Raw genomic sequence first — 15,851 nt, forward strand, 5'->3', positions numbered from 1 at the left:
GATCACTTCTGTTGTCTTACTGATGGCAGTCTAGATATTTAAATCTGTTAAACCCCGCTCCCGAAAATTTCGGGAGCGGGGTTGTTTTATAAGAGAAGAAAGAAAAGATATCTTACATAATAGGGCAAACAATTGAAACATTAAAAAATATTATATTTGTTTACATCAACAAATTATTATGTATGAAAAATCTAAGAAAATTAGCAAAACGTGATTTAAAAAAAATCAATGGAGGAAATGCCCCTAACTGTCCGGAAGGAACTACAGCCTGTTATATTCCAGGAAGTAATGGAATCCCTCCGCGTTGGAGATGTGTACCAGATACCATAGAGTGTCCATAAGATAACCTGGCCCATTTCTGAATTCGGAAGTGGGCTTTATTTTAAATTGATATTTTTCATATTGATAATCATCCATATAAAGCGTCGCCATTATTCTTGCTGTCTATTTTTATTCTGTAATTTATGAGAGGTTTTTCAATATCAATATAAGTCATTCTGCCTTCTCTTCTTTCCAATAAATAAAGTCTAAAGCTGATCAAAAAATGACGGGCTTCCAGAAAATCTGAAAGCCCGTCGTTTAATAAATAGGTGAAAATTAAATATAAAATAAAGTGAATTATGATAATTTAATACCAGAAATGAATGATGGATTTTGCCTTACCAGCCATAAAATATGCTGTTAAAAAAAATGGACGGCGAAGCAAATTCTCTACTCATTATTGATATTAAAATAATACGCCCATACTTTCTGCTGAAAAGTCAAGAAGCGCTTCTGTATTTCCTTCTTTGATCTTTTGTACCCACTGATAATCCTGCAAAATCGCACGGCCAACAGCCACAAGATCAAACTCTTCATTATCAAGTCTTCTGATCAATTCTGTTAAATCTGTTTTTTCCGTTCCCTGACCTGCAAAAGCATTAAGGAAATCTCCATTCAATCCAACAGATCCAACGGTAATGGTTGGCTGTCCGGTGATTTTTTTAGCCCATCCTGCAAAGTTTAAGTCAGAACCTTCAAATTCAGGTTCCCAGAAACGACGCTGTGAACAGTGGAAAATATCTACCCCCGCTTCTTTTAATGGTAACAACCAATCTTCCATTTCATTAGGAGTGAATGCCAGTCTGGTTTTGTAATCCTGCTGTTTCCATTGGGAAAGACGGATAATAATCGTGAAGTCCTCTCCTACTGCTGCTCTGATCGCTTTTACTACTTCTACCGCAAATCGGCTTCTTTCTTTTAAGGTTTTACCACCATATTCATCCGTTCTTGTATTGGTTACTTCCCAGAAAAACTGGTCGATAAGGTACCCGTGAGCTCCGTGAATTTCAAGACAGTCGAAGCCCAGGTCTTTTGCTGATTTTGCAGATGCTGCAAACTGTGCAATCGTATCCTGAATATCTTCAATAGTCATTGTGGAAGCCTTTTCCATAGGAACCAAAGGATATTCTTCCGACATCCTAGTATCACCTACGTGCCAGATCTGAGGTCCCATTTTACCACCATTGTGGTGAACTGCATCAATTACATTCTTCCAGCCGTTTAAAGCTTCAGTTCCATAGAAATCAGGAATATTTTGTAAGTTTTTTGAGCCCGGTCTGTTGATAACTGTTCCTTCTGAAAGGATCAATCCCACTTCTGAGGCTGCTCTTCTGCTGTAATAGTCAGCAATATTCTGTGTTGGTACTCCATTATCAGACTGTGATCTGGTCATAGGAGCCATTACGATTCTATTCTTAAGCTCTAAATTCTTATATTGAAAAGGTTTAAATAATGATGATGTACTCATATTTAATATTGTATTTTATAATTGTTACACAAAGTAACTAATAATAGTTCACTTTTGTATCTTTTATTAAAAAAATAGTGGTAACTTCGCAGTAACTTACATTAGTAACATGAAAGTAACATATGAGATTCCGGTTTCATATCCACTGTAACAAAAATTCTCTTTATGAAACAGAACGAATTAATGCAATACAGCTGCCCGTTAGGTAAAGCAATGGCCGCACTGGGGAGCAAATGGAAGCCCATCATTGTATTGGTGATTAAAGACCGAAAATTACGTTTTGGAGAGCTTGCTGTACGCATTAATGTGATCTCCAGAAAGGTATTGACCGACCAGTTGAGAGAAATGGAAACCGATGGTCTGGTGATTCGTGAAGAGTTTAAAGAACTTCCTCCAAGGGTAGAATATTCTCTTACAGAAAAAGGATTGGCTTTGTTACCGATTTTGTACCAATTGGAAGAATGGGAAACGAAATATCACGTTTACGATCCTGATAAGGCAAAGGATTGTAAGACTCTTTTAGAAGAGAAGAAAATGAAAAAGGCTGTCAATGTTTGATAGCTTTTTGCTTTTAAAACAATTCTGAAAATCACTTATTAATTATCTGGCTTTAGTTTTAATAAATAAGGATAAAATAAAAAATGTAATTAAAAACATAAAAAACTGAATCAATAAAACAGGCCATATACTGGGATCAGCATATCTGTATCCAAAACTTAAAATAGATACAGGAAATGTTACTAATAAAGCATATAAAGTCCATTCACCATATAATGGATCGCTTCCGTAAGCAGAACATACAGCCAGTGTTCCGGTTCCTACATATAGTATTGAAATAATGAGTGCCCATTTTCGGGACTTCAAAAATGAAGTTATTTCTTTCACTTTTTTTATTTAATATAATTAAGCACTTTCAAAAAGGTAAGTATATCACCAAAATGTAAGTATATAGGTTCAAAACCATTTCTGATGCAAATTTGCAGAAAAATATTCATTATGAATTACAAAGAAATTGCAAAAGAAACCATTGGAAATCTGTACAGAGCCCACAACAGCATCCGAAAATCAGGAATTGATCAAAAATTGATTGCGTTAGTAGAACTCCGGGTATCTCAAATTAATGGCTGTGCTTATTGTTGCAGCTATCATGCTAAAGAATTGTCTGATTTCGGCTTTGAACAGGACGTCATTAACAGGCTTCCAGGCTGGAACCATACCAATGTATTCAATAATCAGCAAAAGCTTGTTTTAGAGTGGGCAGAAGCTGTTATTTTCAACAAAGATAATTGGCAAGACATTAAAGCAAAACTTAAAGAGCAATTCTCAGAGCGGGAAATTGTAGAACTTACGGCAAGTATTACCTTGATGAATACTTTGAATACATTGAGGATTACTTTGGCTGATAAAGATTAAAAAAGGTCGGGCTTTCAGAAATCTGAAAGCCCGACCTTTTTTATCGTAAATCCCAATTAGAATATCGCTGGATATTTCTGAGGATTTGTTTCATTAAACATTGCGTAGATTTTTTCTACCATATCGTCCGTAGACGGCTTGCTGAAATAGTCACCATCACTTGCATACGCTGGCCTGTGATCATTTGCAGAAATCGTCAACGGATCTGAATCCAGATATCTGAATGCTTTCTGTTTTTCAAGGATCTGCTGTAGGATAAATCCTGTTGTTCCTCCTTCTACATCTTCATCAATCACGACTAATCTGTTGGTTTTCTTAACGCTTTCAGCAATTTCGTGAGATAAATCGAAAGGAATTAAAGACTGAACATCAATCACTTCCGCGGAAATACCTAATTTCTCCAATTCGTTGGCTGCTTCCGTTACAATTCTCCATGTGGAACCGTAGGTTACCAAAGTAACATCTTTTCCTTCTTTCGTTACTTCAATTTTACCTACAGGAACGGTGAATTCTCCTAAGTTATCAGGTTGTTTTTCTTTCAGTCTGTATCCGTTCAGGCATTCTACGATGATCGCCGGTTCGTCAGCCTGAAGCATTGTATTGTAGAATCCTGCGGCTTTTGTTAAGTTTCTTGGTACTAATACCAAAATACCTTTTGAAAGGTTAAGAATCCCCGCCATTGGAGAGCCAGAGTGCCAGATACCTTCTAATCTGTGACCTCTTGTTCTGATGATCAATGGAGATTTCTGACCTCCTTTGGTTCTGTAATGAACTGTTGCCAAATCATCACTCATTCCCTGTAAACAGTAAAGAACATAGTCCAGATACTGAATTTCAGCAATGGGTCTCAATCCTCTCATGGCCATACCAATTCCCTGTCCAAGGATCGTTGCTTCACGAATTCCTGTATCAGCAATACGCAATGCACCGTATTTTTCCTGCATTCCTTCCAATCCCTGGTTTACGTCACCGATGTTTCCGGTATCTTCTCCAAAGATTAGAGTTTCAGGATATTTTTCGAAAATTTTATCAAAGTTATTTCTGATCACTACTCTACCGTCAACATCTTCAGAACTGTCGGAATAAACCGGCTTGATTTCTTTGATGTTTTCAGCTTTCCACTCAGATTGAGAGTATAAGTGAGAAGAATAGTTGTCTTTTTCAACAGCCGAAGCTTCGTTGTACTTCTGCATCAACTGGTTTCTCTCTGCAGAGTTGGTTCCTCTTGTCGCCAGTAAAGATTTTCTCACCAAATGGAAGATATCTTTTTTAGCTTTTGAAACCAATTTATTAAACTGAGCGATATACGTTTCTACTTCAGCATTCTGACCTTTAAGGTTTTCTACTAATGGTAAAATAGACTGAATAAGTTCTGTAATAGCCTTCTGATAGTTTTCCCAAGCCAATTTCTGACCTGTCTTAGCTGCTTTTTTGGCTTCTTCGTCAATAGCATCTAATTCTTCAGCAGTAGCAATTACTTCTTCTTTTCCATCAATTTCGATAGAATAATTCAAAATCCACTCTTTGAATTTTACCAATCCGTCGAACTCAGCTTCCCAAGCTAAACGCTCTTCGTTTTTATATCTTTCGTGAGATCCTGAAGTTGAGTGTCCCTGTGGCTGCGTTACATCCACCACATGCACTACAACAGGTACACTTTCTGTTCTTGCAAAATGTTCTGCTTTTGCATAGGCATCCAATAATGCAGGATAATCCCATGCTTTCACCTGAATAATCTCACAGCCCTGGTTTTCTCCTTCTTTTCTTTGGAAACCGCTCAACATCTCAGTGATATCTCCTTTAGCTCTTTGGTTTTTTGTAGGAACCGAAATTCCATATCCGTCATCCCAGATTGAAACAATCATAGGAACCTGAAGCGCGCAGGCAGCATTTAATGTTTCCCAGAAATGACCTTCTGCTGTAGAAGCATCTCCAATGGTTCCGAAAGCAATTTCATTACCTTCTCTTGAGAATTTCTCAGAACCCTCAAATTGTACGCTTTTATAGATCGTAGAAGCCTGAGCCAATCCCAATAATCTTGGCATCTGCCCTGCTGTAGGAGAAATATCAGAAGAAATATTTTTCTGTGCTGTCAAATCTTTCCAGCTTCCGTCTTCATTTAAACTTCTTGTTGCAAAGTGCCCGTTCATTTGTCTTCCCGCAGAGGCAGGCTCTCTTTCCACACTGGTATCTGCATACATCTGTGCAAAGAAACTTTCTACTGTAAGAGCATCTATTGCCAATGCAAAAGTCTGGTCTCTGTAGTATCCTGAACGGAAGTCTCCATTTCTGAAAACTTTCGCCATGGCCAGCTGAGGAAGTTCCTTACCATCCCCAAAAATTCCGAATTTAGCTTTCCCCGTAAGTACTTCTCTTCTTCCAAGATAAGACATTTCACGAGAGATCCTTCCTAACCTGTAATCTTCAAGTATCTGATTTTTAAAATCTTGAAAGGATATTTGCTGTGTTTCAATATAGGTTGTTTGCATAGCTAAGTAAAAAAGTTTTTATTCTTCAAGTATTTTGCTAATATACAATTTTTAAATTAATTTTAATTTTTAATAATTTTTTTTAAAAATTTGATAATAAATAAAATTGTGCTTTACTTTGATAAAATTTGTAAAGATGGAAAAAAAATCACCCCATATTTTGAATGCTTCGAGCAATCTTTTAGGGTTTTCATTGATTATTATCACATCTTTGAAAATCGCCAGAATAAGTCAGAGTACGTATCTGGATGAATTTGCAGGGTTTGCCTGTATGCTTTTTGCCTGCAGCTGTTTTTTTTCGTTCCTGGCGATCAGAACGGAAAATAGGAAGCGGGAATACACGTTTGAGACTATTGCGGATTATTTATTTTTAATCGCTTTATTTTGTATAGTTCTAGCCGTTATAATTGTAACCCTAAAAATAATTTAATTTAAAATTTTCGTTCAATTACATAATCAAGCATAATATGCAACGATTTTCTGGCTTCAGAATCGGGGAATTCATTAAGAATATCCTTCGCCTTTTGCTGGAAGTCTTTCATCACAGTAATTGCATATTCCAATCCTCCTGAGTTTTTAACAAATTCAATCAGTTCTTTTACTCTTTTAGGATTGTTGTTGTAACGTTTAATCGTATCGAAATAATATTTTCTGTCCTTTTCTTCGGCTATTTTCAGCGTATGAATTAAAGGAAGGGTCATTTTTTGTTCTTTAATGTCAATTCCGACTGGTTTCCCAATCACATTGGAACTCAAATAATCGAAAAGGTCATCTTTGATCTGGAAAGCCATTCCTGTATATGTACCGAAATCCTGCATTTTTTTCGCAAGTGCTTCATCGGCATTGTTAGAAAGTACGCCAATTTCACAGCATGCCGCAATTAACGTTGCTGTTTTCTGACGGATAATTTCATAATATACATCTTCGGTAATATCCAGTTTTCTTGCTTTTTCAAGTTGAAGAAGCTCTCCCTCAGACATTTCGCGGATGGTTCTGGAAATTACTCCCAGTAAATCATAATCTTTATGATCTGTAGATAATAATACTGATTTTGACAAAAGGTAATCCCCTACCAAAACAGCAATCTTATTCTTCCATAAAGCATTGATCGAGAAAAAATTACGACGTTTAAAACTTTCATCTACCACATCATCATGTACCAAAGTAGCCGTATGAATAAGTTCTATCATAGAGGCTCCTCGGTATGTTTTTTCTGTCACACTGCCTACCAGCTTAGCACAAAGAAACACAAACATAGGACGCATCTGTTTCCCTTTTGTGGTAACAATAAAACGGGTTACTTTATCTAATAAAGCTACTTTACTCTGCATTGATTCATAAAACTTCTGTTCAAAAAGCTTCATTTCATCATTGATCGGTCGTTTAATCTCTTCTACTGTATTTGCCACAATCTGCGAATGCTGGGTGAATAATTATTAATTCTCACAAAGATAATTTTTTTCGCTCAATTTTAAGATAAAATTAATCTTTGAGTTGCTCTTTTGGAATAAAATAGAATGACGGTTTTGTACTTCCCAACGGAGATTTGAACTTTTCACCTGAGATATACATCCCGCTTTCATCTACTGCAATTCCCTCAATCTGACCTATTGACAAAGCACTTCCAAGATAATATCGCTTGGGAGCTTCCTTAAAAAACACTCCGGGTTCTGTTTCTGTAAAAACATTTAAAAACACTTCTGTCTTTTTGGTATATCCTACCAGATACAATTTATTTTGAAAATACGAAGCATCGGTAACAACAAAATCGGTTTTATAGGTTTCTGTTTTTACGGCATCCTGCTTTTCATAGATTTCGGGATTAATGGTATAATGAGTGGTTGCTTTTGAGGTCCATTCTTTGGTAAAGAGGTGAATTTTTCCGTGGGCAAAAACCATCGCTTCTGCATCAAAATCAGTATGTAAATATCCCGAAATATAATCTTCCTGTTCCGGGTACTGAAATTGAATTCTGCTGATCTGATCATTTTTGAGACTGTCATTAGAAACAGGGACCTTATAGATTTCAAGATCTTTTCTTCGCCCGTTATTATTTCCAAAATCTCCTATATAGAAGTTGGCTCCGTCATTGGTGAGGGCTTCCCAGTCTTTGTTCTGTCCCTTAACTTTTAAAGTACGGAGAATTTCTCCCGTTGTTCTGTTAATTTCAAACAATTCGGGATTATTTCCACTATCGTTGAAGGTATAAAGCTTTCCGTTCAGAAAATTAAGCCCGGAAGTTTCTTTTATTCTGTCATCCAGATAGCTTACTCTGTATTTTTTTATTTTCAGATAGTCCAGGCGTTGTGAGAATGCCGACTGAGCAAGTATTAAAGTAATAATCAGAACGAATTTTTTCATACAACAAAAATAAGATTTTCTTCTGAGTTCAAAGATTGGAAGGATTTCGGATATAAAAATAATACTGCTGATATACTGATCATTTCTATTTATTTACAATAGAAAAACGGGCCAAAATAGCCCGTTTTTCCCTTAGATTTCTATTGATAATAACCAGAAGTTAAGCCGTTTTCTGCTCTTTCTGATTTTGCTGTTGGTCTTTCTTTTTAGCCTGTTTTGCAAAATACTCTTTTTGATATTGCCTTACCGTTTTTCCTGTTCCGTCATGTCTCCATCCTGGTGAATTGAAAATATAGTTGACTCTGTCTGTAAATTTTAACCCAGGCTGTTTAAGATCTTTCCAGATTTTTCGCCACTCATAAAATAAAACAGTATCGGGTCTGTTATCCGGCATTTTAGGGTAAATACCATATTTCACCGGAATATTCGGGTCTTCTTTCTGAAAAGTGCCAAATATTTTATCCCAAATGATGAGACACATTCCCATATTTTTATCAAGATATTTCACATTACAGGCATGATGTACACGATGATGAGAAGGTGTTACCAAAATATATTCCAAGAATCCCATAGTCTTCACGGTTTGCGTGTGTACCCAAGTTCCATAAACCTGTCCGATTGCATAAGCCACCATGATGTGCCAAGGATTAAATCCTAAAAAAGCCAGTGGTGAAAAATATAAATATCTGTAAAGCGGTTGTAATACCGGGCTTCTGAAGCCTGTTGTAAGATTAAAGTATTCTGAACTGTGGTGGGTAATATGAACTGCCCAAAAAGCTCTGGAACGATGATCTACATAATGCAGTACGTAGTAGGCAAAATCTGTGATGATAAAACAGGCCAGTAAATACCAAACACTAAGATCCCATGAAAAAAGTCTGTGATTATAAAAGAAGAACATCACTCCCATCGCAAACGCTTTCATGATCAAATCAAGGCCAAAATTCATCAGTGCCAGATAAACATTGGTAGCCAGATCCTTGCCGCTATATAGTTTAGCTTCTGAAACATGGCTATAAATCATTTCGGCTAAAATAACTGCAGCATGTAATGGAACAGCCCAAGCATACACGTGTTCTAGCCCATCCTCGCTCATTAGAAAATCCATCATCACAAAATAATTTTTGCAAAGGTATGGTTTTAAGAGAACTTTAAGAGTTTTTTAAGGAAATTTTAATCTGCGTTTTTGTTGGCAAGTTGTCCGCAGGCTGCATCAATATCACCTCCACGGCTTCTTCTTACCATTACTGTAATTCCTGCATTTTCAAGCTGGCGAATATAGTTTTCTTCCGCCTGTTTGTTGCATTGGTCATATTTTCCGTCTCCGATTGGGTTGTATTGAATAAGGTTTACTTTAGAAGGAACCTGTTTACAGTATTTGATTAGCGCTTTGATATCTTCATCTCCGTCATTGATTCCTTTCCAAACACAGTATTCGAAAGTGATTACAGAACCCGTTTTCTGATACCAGTACTGAAGCGCTTCCATAATATCTGTTAGCGGAAATTTATCCGAGAAAGGCATGATTTCATTACGCTTGGATTCGATCGCAGAGTGAAGGGACAATGCCAGTTTCACACGCAGCTCATCATCTGCAAGCATTTTGATCATTTTAGGAATACCGGATGTAGAAACGGTAATTCTTCTTGGAGACATTCCCAAACCTTCCGGCTGGGTAATTTTACGGATCGCTTCCACTACGTTTTTGTAGTTCATCATAGGTTCTCCCATTCCCATGAATACGATATTGGTAAGCGGTCTTTCAAAGTACATTTTACTTTGGCTGTCAATGAGGGCAACCTGATCAACAATTTCGGCAACTTCAAGGTTTCTCATTCTTTTCAGTTTTGCCGTTGCACAGAATTCGCAGTTCAATGAGCAGCCTACCTGTGAAGAAACACAGGCTGTTGTTCTTGTTTCTGTTGGAATAAGAACAGATTCCACCATCAGCCCGTCATGAAGTTTCACTCCGTTTTTGATGGTTCCGTCGGAGCTTTTCTGAAGCAGATCTACGGAAACAGGATTTATGGTATACTCCTCTGAAATTCTTTCACGAAGAGATTTCGAAAGATTCGTCATTTCATCAATCGAATGGAGGTTTTTACTCCATAGCCAGTCATAGACCTGTTTCGCACGAAACGGCTTTTCTCCTAAAGATACAAAATAGTCTTTAAGCTGGTCTAGTGATAATATACGGATATCTTTCATTTCAGGGGTATATTGCAGATCTTAGGTTACAGGTTGCAGATAGTATAACCTGCAACCTATTACCTGATATCTTTTTTATAGGATTAACATTGCGTCACCGTAAGAATAGAATTTATACTTTTCTTTTACAGCTTCTTCATAAGCGTGCATTACGAAATCTCTTCCGGCAAATGCAGCAATCATCATAATCAACGTAGACTTCGGTGTGTGGAAGTTCGTAATCATTGAGTTAGCTACTCCGAAATCGTGAGGCGGATAAATAAATTTGTTTGTCCAACCATTGAATGCAGAGATTTTTTTGTTTGAAGAAACAGAAGTCTCTAATGCTCTCATTGTAGTAGTCCCTACTGCACATACTCTTCTGTGAGTATCTACCGCTTTGTTGATGATAGCAGCATTTTTCTCATCGATGATGATCTCTTCAGACTCCATTTTGTGCTTAGAAAGATCTTCTACTTCAATAGGGTTGAAAGTTCCCAAACCTACGTGAAGCGTTACTTCAGCAAAATTGATTCCTTTAATTTCCAATCTCTTCATCAAGTGCTTAGAGAAGTGAAGACCTGCTGTAGGTGCTGCTACCGCTCCTTCTACTTTAGCGTAGATTGTTTGGTATCTTTCTGCATCTTCAGGCTCTACCGCTCTTTTGATGTATTTTGGAAGTGGAGTTTCTCCTAATTCTTTTAATTTAGATCTGAATTCTTCGTAAGAACCATCGAATAAAAATCTTAATGTTCTTCCTCTTGAAGTTGTGTTATCGATAACTTCAGCTACCAAAGACTCATCTTCTGTAAAGAATAATTTGTTACCAATTCTGATTTTTCTTGCCGGATCTACCAATACATCCCAAACTCTGGTTTCTTTATCAAGCTCTCTTAACAAGAAAACTTCAATTTTAGCACCTGTTTTTTCTTTGTTTCCGTAAAGACGTGCAGGGAAAACTTTAGTATTGTTGAAAATGAATAAATCCTCTTCATCAAAATAATCCACTACATCTTTGAATAATTTGTGCTCAATAGTCTGTGTTTTTCTATCAAGTACCATTAATCTAGCTTCGTCTCTGTGCTCTGATGGGTGTTCTGCTAATAATTCCGCAGGAAGATCAAAATTAAAATCTGATGTTTTCATTTTTTAAATTACGGTTTAAAAATTACTGAAATTACATGGTGTAATTTTCGGAGTGCAAATATACGATATTGAACACCCCTTTGTCAAGTATTATTTTCAATCAAATGTAAAACCGTGATTTTATGGGACATTTCAAAGTCGAAAAACCTTATTTCCAGAGGGTTTAAAATTAAACATGGAAACGATCAATATAATCTATTTCATTCATAATCTGTATTCTAACGGTCATACAACTTTCACATTCAAATGGTACGAACGAATTGATGAAGATGAATCTATAGGGTTTGATTTTCACTTAAAAACTGAAAAATAGTAAAAAGCAACCGAAGTGTTCAACGCTAATATTACGCATTCTGAAGAGTATAAATTCGTAGATCTGAATCCCAAAAGTAACAAAAGGGAATGTAAACCCGACAAACTAGAATAGTAATAGTCAAAAATTAACCCCCATTAAAAATATAATCATGAGTAAATATTCAATAGAAGCATTCATTAACGAAACAAAAGAAAACCCGCAGCAAAGGGATTATTTTGAACTGGAAACCAAACACCTTTTAGAAATTAATCTTAATAACCAATCGGTATGGACCAAAAAAGGAAGTATGGTAAGCTATGTAGGTAATATTAATTTCGAAAGACAGGGAATGCTGGCAGGCGGAATTGGAAATCTTCTAAAAAAAGCGATCAGCGGTGAAGGCAGCAAACTGATGAAAGCGGAAGGAACGGGAAAACTGTATGTAGCAGATTCAGGAAAGAAGGTCCGTATTCTTTATTTGAATAATGAATCGGTATGTGTGAACGGAAATGATGTTTTGGCGCATGAACAGAGTGTAAACAGTGATATTACAATGCTTAAAAGTATTGCAGGAATGATGTCCGGCGGTCTTTTTCAGGTAAAGCTTTCAGGAACCGGCCATATTGCTATCACAACGCATGGCGATCCTCTAACTCTGATTGTAACTCCAGACACTCCGGTGTATACAGATCCGAATGCTACCGTGGCCTGGTCTGGAAACCTCAGCCCGGAACTGAAAACCAACATTTCTTTCAAAAGCCTTATGGGCAGAGGAAGCGGTGAAGAATTCCAAATGAAATTTTCGGGGCATGGATGGGTTCTTATTCAGCCTTACGAAGAAGTTTACTATATGGAAAAATAAATAAGCAAAGCCAAGAGGTCATTTTATATTTTAATCATAACAAAAGCAATTTCAAATGAATACCCTAATCAAGTTATTCCTGGCAATCATTATATTTCCCAATCTTCTGATCGCTCAGACTTCAAAAAAAAAGTACGAATACAATATAGACCTTCTTCATATGTCCAATGATGAAGTTAGGGTTTCTTTTGCTCCCCCTAAAAACAATCTTAAACAAGGTAAATTTATTATTCCCAAGTTGGTACCGGGATTTTATGAGGCGATGGATTTCGGACAGTATGTTTCCAATCTTGTTGCCACGGATAAAAAAGGAAAAAAGATAACCACTGAACGTCTGGATAAAAACAGCTGGATGATTCATGATCTGAAGAATGTAAGCTCCATATCCTATAAGGTAGCGGGTGGATGGAATTCTTTAAAACAAGATACTCAAGGAGCTAAATCTCCCGGAAGTATGTTTAAAAAAGACAGCGTTTCTGTGATCAATTATAATTCGTTAGTGGGATATTTTGAAGAAATAAAAGACACTCCCTATCAAATTACGATTACAAAAAATAAAGATTTTTATGCTTCTTCTGCTTTAGATTATCAACAGAAAGACAAAAAAACTGATGTGGTATGGGCTAAAGATTACCGACAGTTGGTAGATTCTCCTGTTCTATACTGTGTTCCCGATACAACATGGCTGAAGATTGGTAAAACCGAAGTTCTTGTATCATTTTACAATAAAAAAGAAAGACATTATTCTAAAAAGATTGCGCAGGAGATCGAGAATATCCTGAAAAACCAGGAGGCCTATCTGGGGGGAACTTTGCCTGTCAATAAATATGCTTTTCTAATCTATGTTGAATCATCCAACCAAAGAGGATACATGGGAGACGGCCTGGAACATTCTCAATCTACTGTTTGCCTGTACTACACCGGAAATATGAATTTTCTCACTGATGCTTTAAGAAGAGTTGCCTCTCATGAATTTTTTCATATCATCACTCCTCTGAATATCCATTCTGAGCAAATTCAGCATTATGATTTCTTAAATCCTACTCTATCTAAACATTTATGGCTGTATGAAGGAATGACAGAATATGCAACCATCCATATGCCTATAAAACAAAAAATGATCAGCCTGGAAGATTTTGAAAAAAGTATTGAAGAAAAGATACAGGGTATGAAAGAATTTGACAACAAACTATCTTTCACAGAAATCAGTAAAAACGCAATGGAAAGACAGGATCAGTACATGAATTTCTATCAGAAAGGAGCGTTATTGGGATTATGTTTAGACATTAGATTAAGAGAACTTTCCGGCGGAAAAATGGGCACTCAGGATCTTATGCAGATGTTGATGAAAAAATATGGAGAGGGTAAATATTTCAATGATGATGATTTGTTTGATGAAATTACTAAACTGACTTACCCGGAAATCCGTACATTTTTCCATGATTTTGTAGAAGGCGGCCAACCTATTCCATTGAAAGAATATCTGGAAAAAGCAGGGTTTAATTATGATGAAGCGACCGGAAAAGTAACCCCTATTCCTAATCCTGACCCTAAACAACTGGCTTTAAGAAAAGCATGGATCAATCAGTAAATTTCCTCATCTTTATCAAAGTGTAGTTCCATTATTATTTAACTCCTTTCTTTACAGAAACTTTTATTATGAAAAAAAAACTGTCCGGATTGTTATTGATCATGATCCAGTTTGCTTATCCACAGGCACAAAAAGTTGAGCAGGCCATTGATTCCTTTGTCAAAAAAGATAATTTCAACGGGTCTGTATTGCTGGCAAAAAATGGAAAAATTGAATTACTGACCTACAAAGGATTGTCCAACAGGCATTACAACGTTCCATTTTCAGATGAAACGAGATTTCATATTTTCTCGCTCACCAAAACATTTACGGCGGTCCTGATCATGCAGCTTTACGAAAGAGGAAAAATCGATCTGGATGCTCCTATTTCCAAGTATTACCCTGAATATAAAGGGGAAGCCGCCCATAAAGCCACGATAAGAAATCTTCTTACCTACAGCAGCGGAAGGTACAACAAAGACATCAGTTCGCCGGAGCTTATTCATCAGGCGTATGACAATACGATCTGGGATCTTGATGATTTTATTACAACTTTTCTTTCTGAAAAACTGATTGATCAGCCAGGAACCAAGTTCAGCTATAACAATGGAGATTTTATCCTGTTGGGAAAAATTATTGAAAAAATATACAACAAATCTTTTGAGGAAGTTCTTAAAGAGCAGATTCTACATCCTCTCAACATGCAGAACACCGGATTTCTTCATCATAACGACATTATCAAAAACATTGATGATGGATATTCTGCTTACGAAAATGATGCATTTGCTCTTCATACACCTACCAATACTTATATTGATAATTTCTACTCCGCCGGAGCGATGTATTCGACTCCGAAAGATCTTCTGGCATTTGATCAGGCGATATTCAATCATACTTTATTCAATAAAAAAACGTTGGAAATCATGCTTACTGCGGATAAGAAACTGGAAGATACAGCGCTTGGCTTTTGGGTTTATCCTAAAAAGTTCGGATCTGTCAATACAATATTTGTGGAACGCCAGGGTGAAGGATATGGGCACAGCGCCAACTGGGTTCATTTGGCAGATAAAGGCATTACTTTGATTATTCTCTCCAACACAAAAGATATTCACTACCTCAATACAATGAGAGAGAAACTGATTATGGCCTATTACGGACAATAATTATTTTATTATTGCCTGTCTTTTTATTCTTTCAGGCTTAAAAAGTCTAAGATTTTTTTCCATTCTTCCAATTTCTTTTCAAAAGAAACGGTGTGAAGTGGGCTGGTTGAAGGCAATAAAAAGACAGGCAATTTATACTCCTTCCCTAACAGTTTCTGTAAATTTTTATAGGATTTTCCGCCGTTGCAAAAAATAACTTTAATATTCGGATATTCTTCCAGTAGCTTCCCGATCTGATTGGCTTCTTCATTTTTTATTTCAGAATCAAGACTTCCTTTACGTTCACAGGAATCGATGACATCCCAAAGGGCAATATGGTGTTTCTTTATGGTATCTATTCTTTGAAGGTAATGATCCGTAAATTCTTCATTCAGCAATTCAAAAATAATTTTCCAAAATTTGTTCTGAGGATGTGCATAATACTGCTGCTTTTCTAATGACTTTACCCCAGGAATTGATCCTAAAATTAAAATTTCAGATTGATCGTCAATAATGGGTGGAAATGAAGAAATACGGTTTTGCATATTCAAATATATATATTTTCTCAAAAGCCTTCGGACTTTTAATCATAAAAAA

Annotated in this window: 17 protein-coding genes; 8 read left to right on the top strand and 9 right to left on the bottom strand. The window is 36.4% G+C overall.

What is annotated here, in order from left to right; all coding sequences use genetic code 11:
- Positions 1-182 precede the first annotated feature (182 nt).
- A complete protein-coding gene (locus ACQ76T_RS11085; RefSeq protein WP_431343353.1) occupies positions 183-341 on the top strand; it encodes a bacteriocin-like protein in 159 nt (52 codons plus the stop codon).
- Between the two features lie 386 nt (positions 342-727).
- Here ACQ76T_RS11085 and ACQ76T_RS11090 read toward each other — a convergent pair whose 3' ends face one another.
- Complete coding sequence (locus ACQ76T_RS11090) at positions 728-1,789, bottom strand: NADH:flavin oxidoreductase (protein WP_431343354.1); 1,062 nt, start codon at positions 1,787-1,789, stop codon at positions 728-730.
- A 165-nt stretch (positions 1,790-1,954) separates the two neighbouring features.
- Here ACQ76T_RS11090 and ACQ76T_RS11095 point away from each other — a divergent pair, with 165 nt between their 5' ends.
- On the top strand, positions 1,955-2,347 hold the full coding sequence (locus ACQ76T_RS11095; protein ID WP_431343355.1) for a winged helix-turn-helix transcriptional regulator: 393 nt from the start codon (positions 1,955-1,957) through the stop codon (positions 2,345-2,347).
- Positions 2,348-2,389: 42 nt separating this feature from the next.
- On the opposite strand, the gene ACQ76T_RS11100 is transcribed toward ACQ76T_RS11095, so the two are convergent.
- Positions 2,390-2,674 (bottom strand): hypothetical protein, encoded by a 285-nt coding sequence (locus ACQ76T_RS11100; protein WP_431343356.1) that lies wholly within the window; start codon positions 2,672-2,674, stop codon positions 2,390-2,392.
- 111 nt (positions 2,675-2,785) lie between these two features.
- Here ACQ76T_RS11100 and ACQ76T_RS11105 point away from each other — a divergent pair, with 111 nt between their 5' ends.
- Positions 2,786-3,202 carry a carboxymuconolactone decarboxylase family protein gene (locus ACQ76T_RS11105; protein WP_431343357.1) on the top strand — a complete coding sequence of 139 codons (417 nt, stop codon included), beginning with the start codon at positions 2,786-2,788 and terminating at the stop codon, positions 3,200-3,202.
- A gap of 56 nt (positions 3,203-3,258) precedes the next feature.
- Here the strand turns inward: ACQ76T_RS11105 and ACQ76T_RS11110 are convergent, their stop codons facing one another.
- Positions 3,259-5,691, bottom strand: coding sequence for an alpha-ketoacid dehydrogenase subunit alpha/beta (locus ACQ76T_RS11110; RefSeq protein ID WP_431343358.1), 2,433 nt, complete (start codon positions 5,689-5,691; stop codon positions 3,259-3,261).
- Positions 5,692-5,827: 136 nt separating this feature from the next.
- Between ACQ76T_RS11110 and ACQ76T_RS11115 the strand changes: the two genes are divergently transcribed.
- Positions 5,828-6,121 (top strand): hypothetical protein, encoded by a 294-nt coding sequence (locus ACQ76T_RS11115; RefSeq protein WP_431343359.1) that lies wholly within the window; start codon positions 5,828-5,830, stop codon positions 6,119-6,121.
- Between the two features lies 1 nt (position 6,122).
- Here ACQ76T_RS11115 and ACQ76T_RS11120 read toward each other — a convergent pair whose 3' ends face one another.
- The 5 genes from ACQ76T_RS11120 to queA all read right to left on the bottom strand — a co-directional run bounded on the left by ACQ76T_RS11120 (position 6,123) and on the right by queA (position 11,385).
- Entirely contained in the window at positions 6,123-7,100 is a 978-nt protein-coding gene (locus tag ACQ76T_RS11120) for a polyprenyl synthetase family protein (protein WP_431343360.1), read from the bottom strand.
- Between the two features lie 73 nt (positions 7,101-7,173).
- Positions 7,174-8,052, bottom strand: coding sequence for a hypothetical protein (locus ACQ76T_RS11125; protein ID WP_431343361.1), 879 nt, complete (start codon positions 8,050-8,052; stop codon positions 7,174-7,176).
- A 160-nt stretch (positions 8,053-8,212) separates the two neighbouring features.
- A complete protein-coding gene (locus ACQ76T_RS11130; protein WP_431343362.1) occupies positions 8,213-9,163 on the bottom strand; it encodes a sterol desaturase family protein in 951 nt (316 codons plus the stop codon).
- 62 nt (positions 9,164-9,225) lie between these two features.
- Positions 9,226-10,260: a 23S rRNA (adenine(2503)-C(2))-methyltransferase RlmN gene (gene rlmN / locus ACQ76T_RS11135; RefSeq protein ID WP_431343363.1), complete on the bottom strand. Its 1,035-nt coding sequence runs from the start codon at positions 10,258-10,260 to the stop codon at positions 9,226-9,228.
- A 75-nt stretch (positions 10,261-10,335) separates the two neighbouring features.
- Positions 10,336-11,385, bottom strand: a complete 1,050-nt coding sequence (queA, locus tag ACQ76T_RS11140; RefSeq protein WP_431343364.1) for a tRNA preQ1(34) S-adenosylmethionine ribosyltransferase-isomerase QueA — start codon at positions 11,383-11,385, stop codon at positions 10,336-10,338.
- A 175-nt stretch (positions 11,386-11,560) separates the two neighbouring features.
- Here queA and ACQ76T_RS11145 point away from each other — a divergent pair, with 175 nt between their 5' ends.
- The 4 genes from ACQ76T_RS11145 to ACQ76T_RS11160 all read left to right on the top strand — a co-directional run bounded on the left by ACQ76T_RS11145 (position 11,561) and on the right by ACQ76T_RS11160 (position 15,275).
- Entirely contained in the window at positions 11,561-11,698 is a 138-nt protein-coding gene (locus ACQ76T_RS11145; protein WP_431343365.1) for a hypothetical protein, read from the top strand.
- A gap of 151 nt (positions 11,699-11,849) precedes the next feature.
- Positions 11,850-12,542 (top strand): AIM24 family protein, encoded by a 693-nt coding sequence (locus ACQ76T_RS11150; protein WP_431343366.1) that lies wholly within the window; start codon positions 11,850-11,852, stop codon positions 12,540-12,542.
- A 55-nt stretch (positions 12,543-12,597) separates the two neighbouring features.
- Complete coding sequence (locus ACQ76T_RS11155) at positions 12,598-14,133, top strand: hypothetical protein (RefSeq protein WP_431343367.1); 1,536 nt, start codon at positions 12,598-12,600, stop codon at positions 14,131-14,133.
- Positions 14,134-14,201: 68 nt separating this feature from the next.
- Positions 14,202-15,275 carry a serine hydrolase domain-containing protein gene (locus tag ACQ76T_RS11160; RefSeq protein WP_431343368.1) on the top strand — a complete coding sequence of 358 codons (1,074 nt, stop codon included), beginning with the start codon at positions 14,202-14,204 and terminating at the stop codon, positions 15,273-15,275.
- 23 nt (positions 15,276-15,298) lie between these two features.
- On the opposite strand, the gene ACQ76T_RS11165 is transcribed toward ACQ76T_RS11160, so the two are convergent.
- Positions 15,299-15,799, bottom strand: a complete 501-nt coding sequence (locus tag ACQ76T_RS11165) for a DNA-deoxyinosine glycosylase (protein ID WP_431343369.1) — start codon at positions 15,797-15,799, stop codon at positions 15,299-15,301.
- Positions 15,800-15,851 lie beyond the last annotated feature (52 nt).

It is taken from the genome of Chryseobacterium sp. JK1 (genome assembly GCF_050632815.1).
Lineage (GTDB): Bacteria > Bacteroidota > Bacteroidia > Flavobacteriales > Weeksellaceae > Chryseobacterium.

What these genes read in the sequence shown, in the direction of transcription:
- ACQ76T_RS11105 (WP_431343357.1), top strand. Translation starts at nt 2,786, where the DNA reads ATGAATTACAAAGAAATTGCAAAAGAAACCATTGGAAATCTGTACAGA.
- queA (WP_431343364.1), bottom strand. Translation starts at nt 11,385, where the DNA reads ATGAAAACATCAGATTTTAATTTTGATCTTCCTGCGGAATTATTAGCA.
- ACQ76T_RS11165 (WP_431343369.1), bottom strand. Translation starts at nt 15,799, where the DNA reads ATGCAAAACCGTATTTCTTCATTTCCACCCATTATTGACGATCAATCT.
- ACQ76T_RS11145 (WP_431343365.1), top strand. Translation starts at nt 11,561, where the DNA reads ATGGAAACGATCAATATAATCTATTTCATTCATAATCTGTATTCTAAC.
- ACQ76T_RS11150 (WP_431343366.1), top strand. Translation starts at nt 11,850, where the DNA reads ATGAGTAAATATTCAATAGAAGCATTCATTAACGAAACAAAAGAAAAC.
- rlmN (WP_431343363.1), bottom strand. Translation starts at nt 10,260, where the DNA reads ATGAAAGATATCCGTATATTATCACTAGACCAGCTTAAAGACTATTTT.
- ACQ76T_RS11115 (WP_431343359.1), top strand. Translation starts at nt 5,828, where the DNA reads ATGGAAAAAAAATCACCCCATATTTTGAATGCTTCGAGCAATCTTTTA.
- ACQ76T_RS11160 (WP_431343368.1), top strand. Translation starts at nt 14,202, where the DNA reads ATGAAAAAAAAACTGTCCGGATTGTTATTGATCATGATCCAGTTTGCT.
- ACQ76T_RS11095 (WP_431343355.1), top strand. Translation starts at nt 1,955, where the DNA reads ATGAAACAGAACGAATTAATGCAATACAGCTGCCCGTTAGGTAAAGCA.
- ACQ76T_RS11125 (WP_431343361.1), bottom strand. Translation starts at nt 8,052, where the DNA reads ATGAAAAAATTCGTTCTGATTATTACTTTAATACTTGCTCAGTCGGCA.
- ACQ76T_RS11155 (WP_431343367.1), top strand. Translation starts at nt 12,598, where the DNA reads ATGAATACCCTAATCAAGTTATTCCTGGCAATCATTATATTTCCCAAT.
- ACQ76T_RS11090 (WP_431343354.1), bottom strand. Translation starts at nt 1,789, where the DNA reads ATGAGTACATCATCATTATTTAAACCTTTTCAATATAAGAATTTAGAG.
- ACQ76T_RS11085 (WP_431343353.1), top strand. Translation starts at nt 183, where the DNA reads ATGAAAAATCTAAGAAAATTAGCAAAACGTGATTTAAAAAAAATCAAT.
- ACQ76T_RS11110 (WP_431343358.1), bottom strand. Translation starts at nt 5,691, where the DNA reads ATGCAAACAACCTATATTGAAACACAGCAAATATCCTTTCAAGATTTT.
- ACQ76T_RS11130 (WP_431343362.1), bottom strand. Translation starts at nt 9,163, where the DNA reads ATGATGGATTTTCTAATGAGCGAGGATGGGCTAGAACACGTGTATGCT.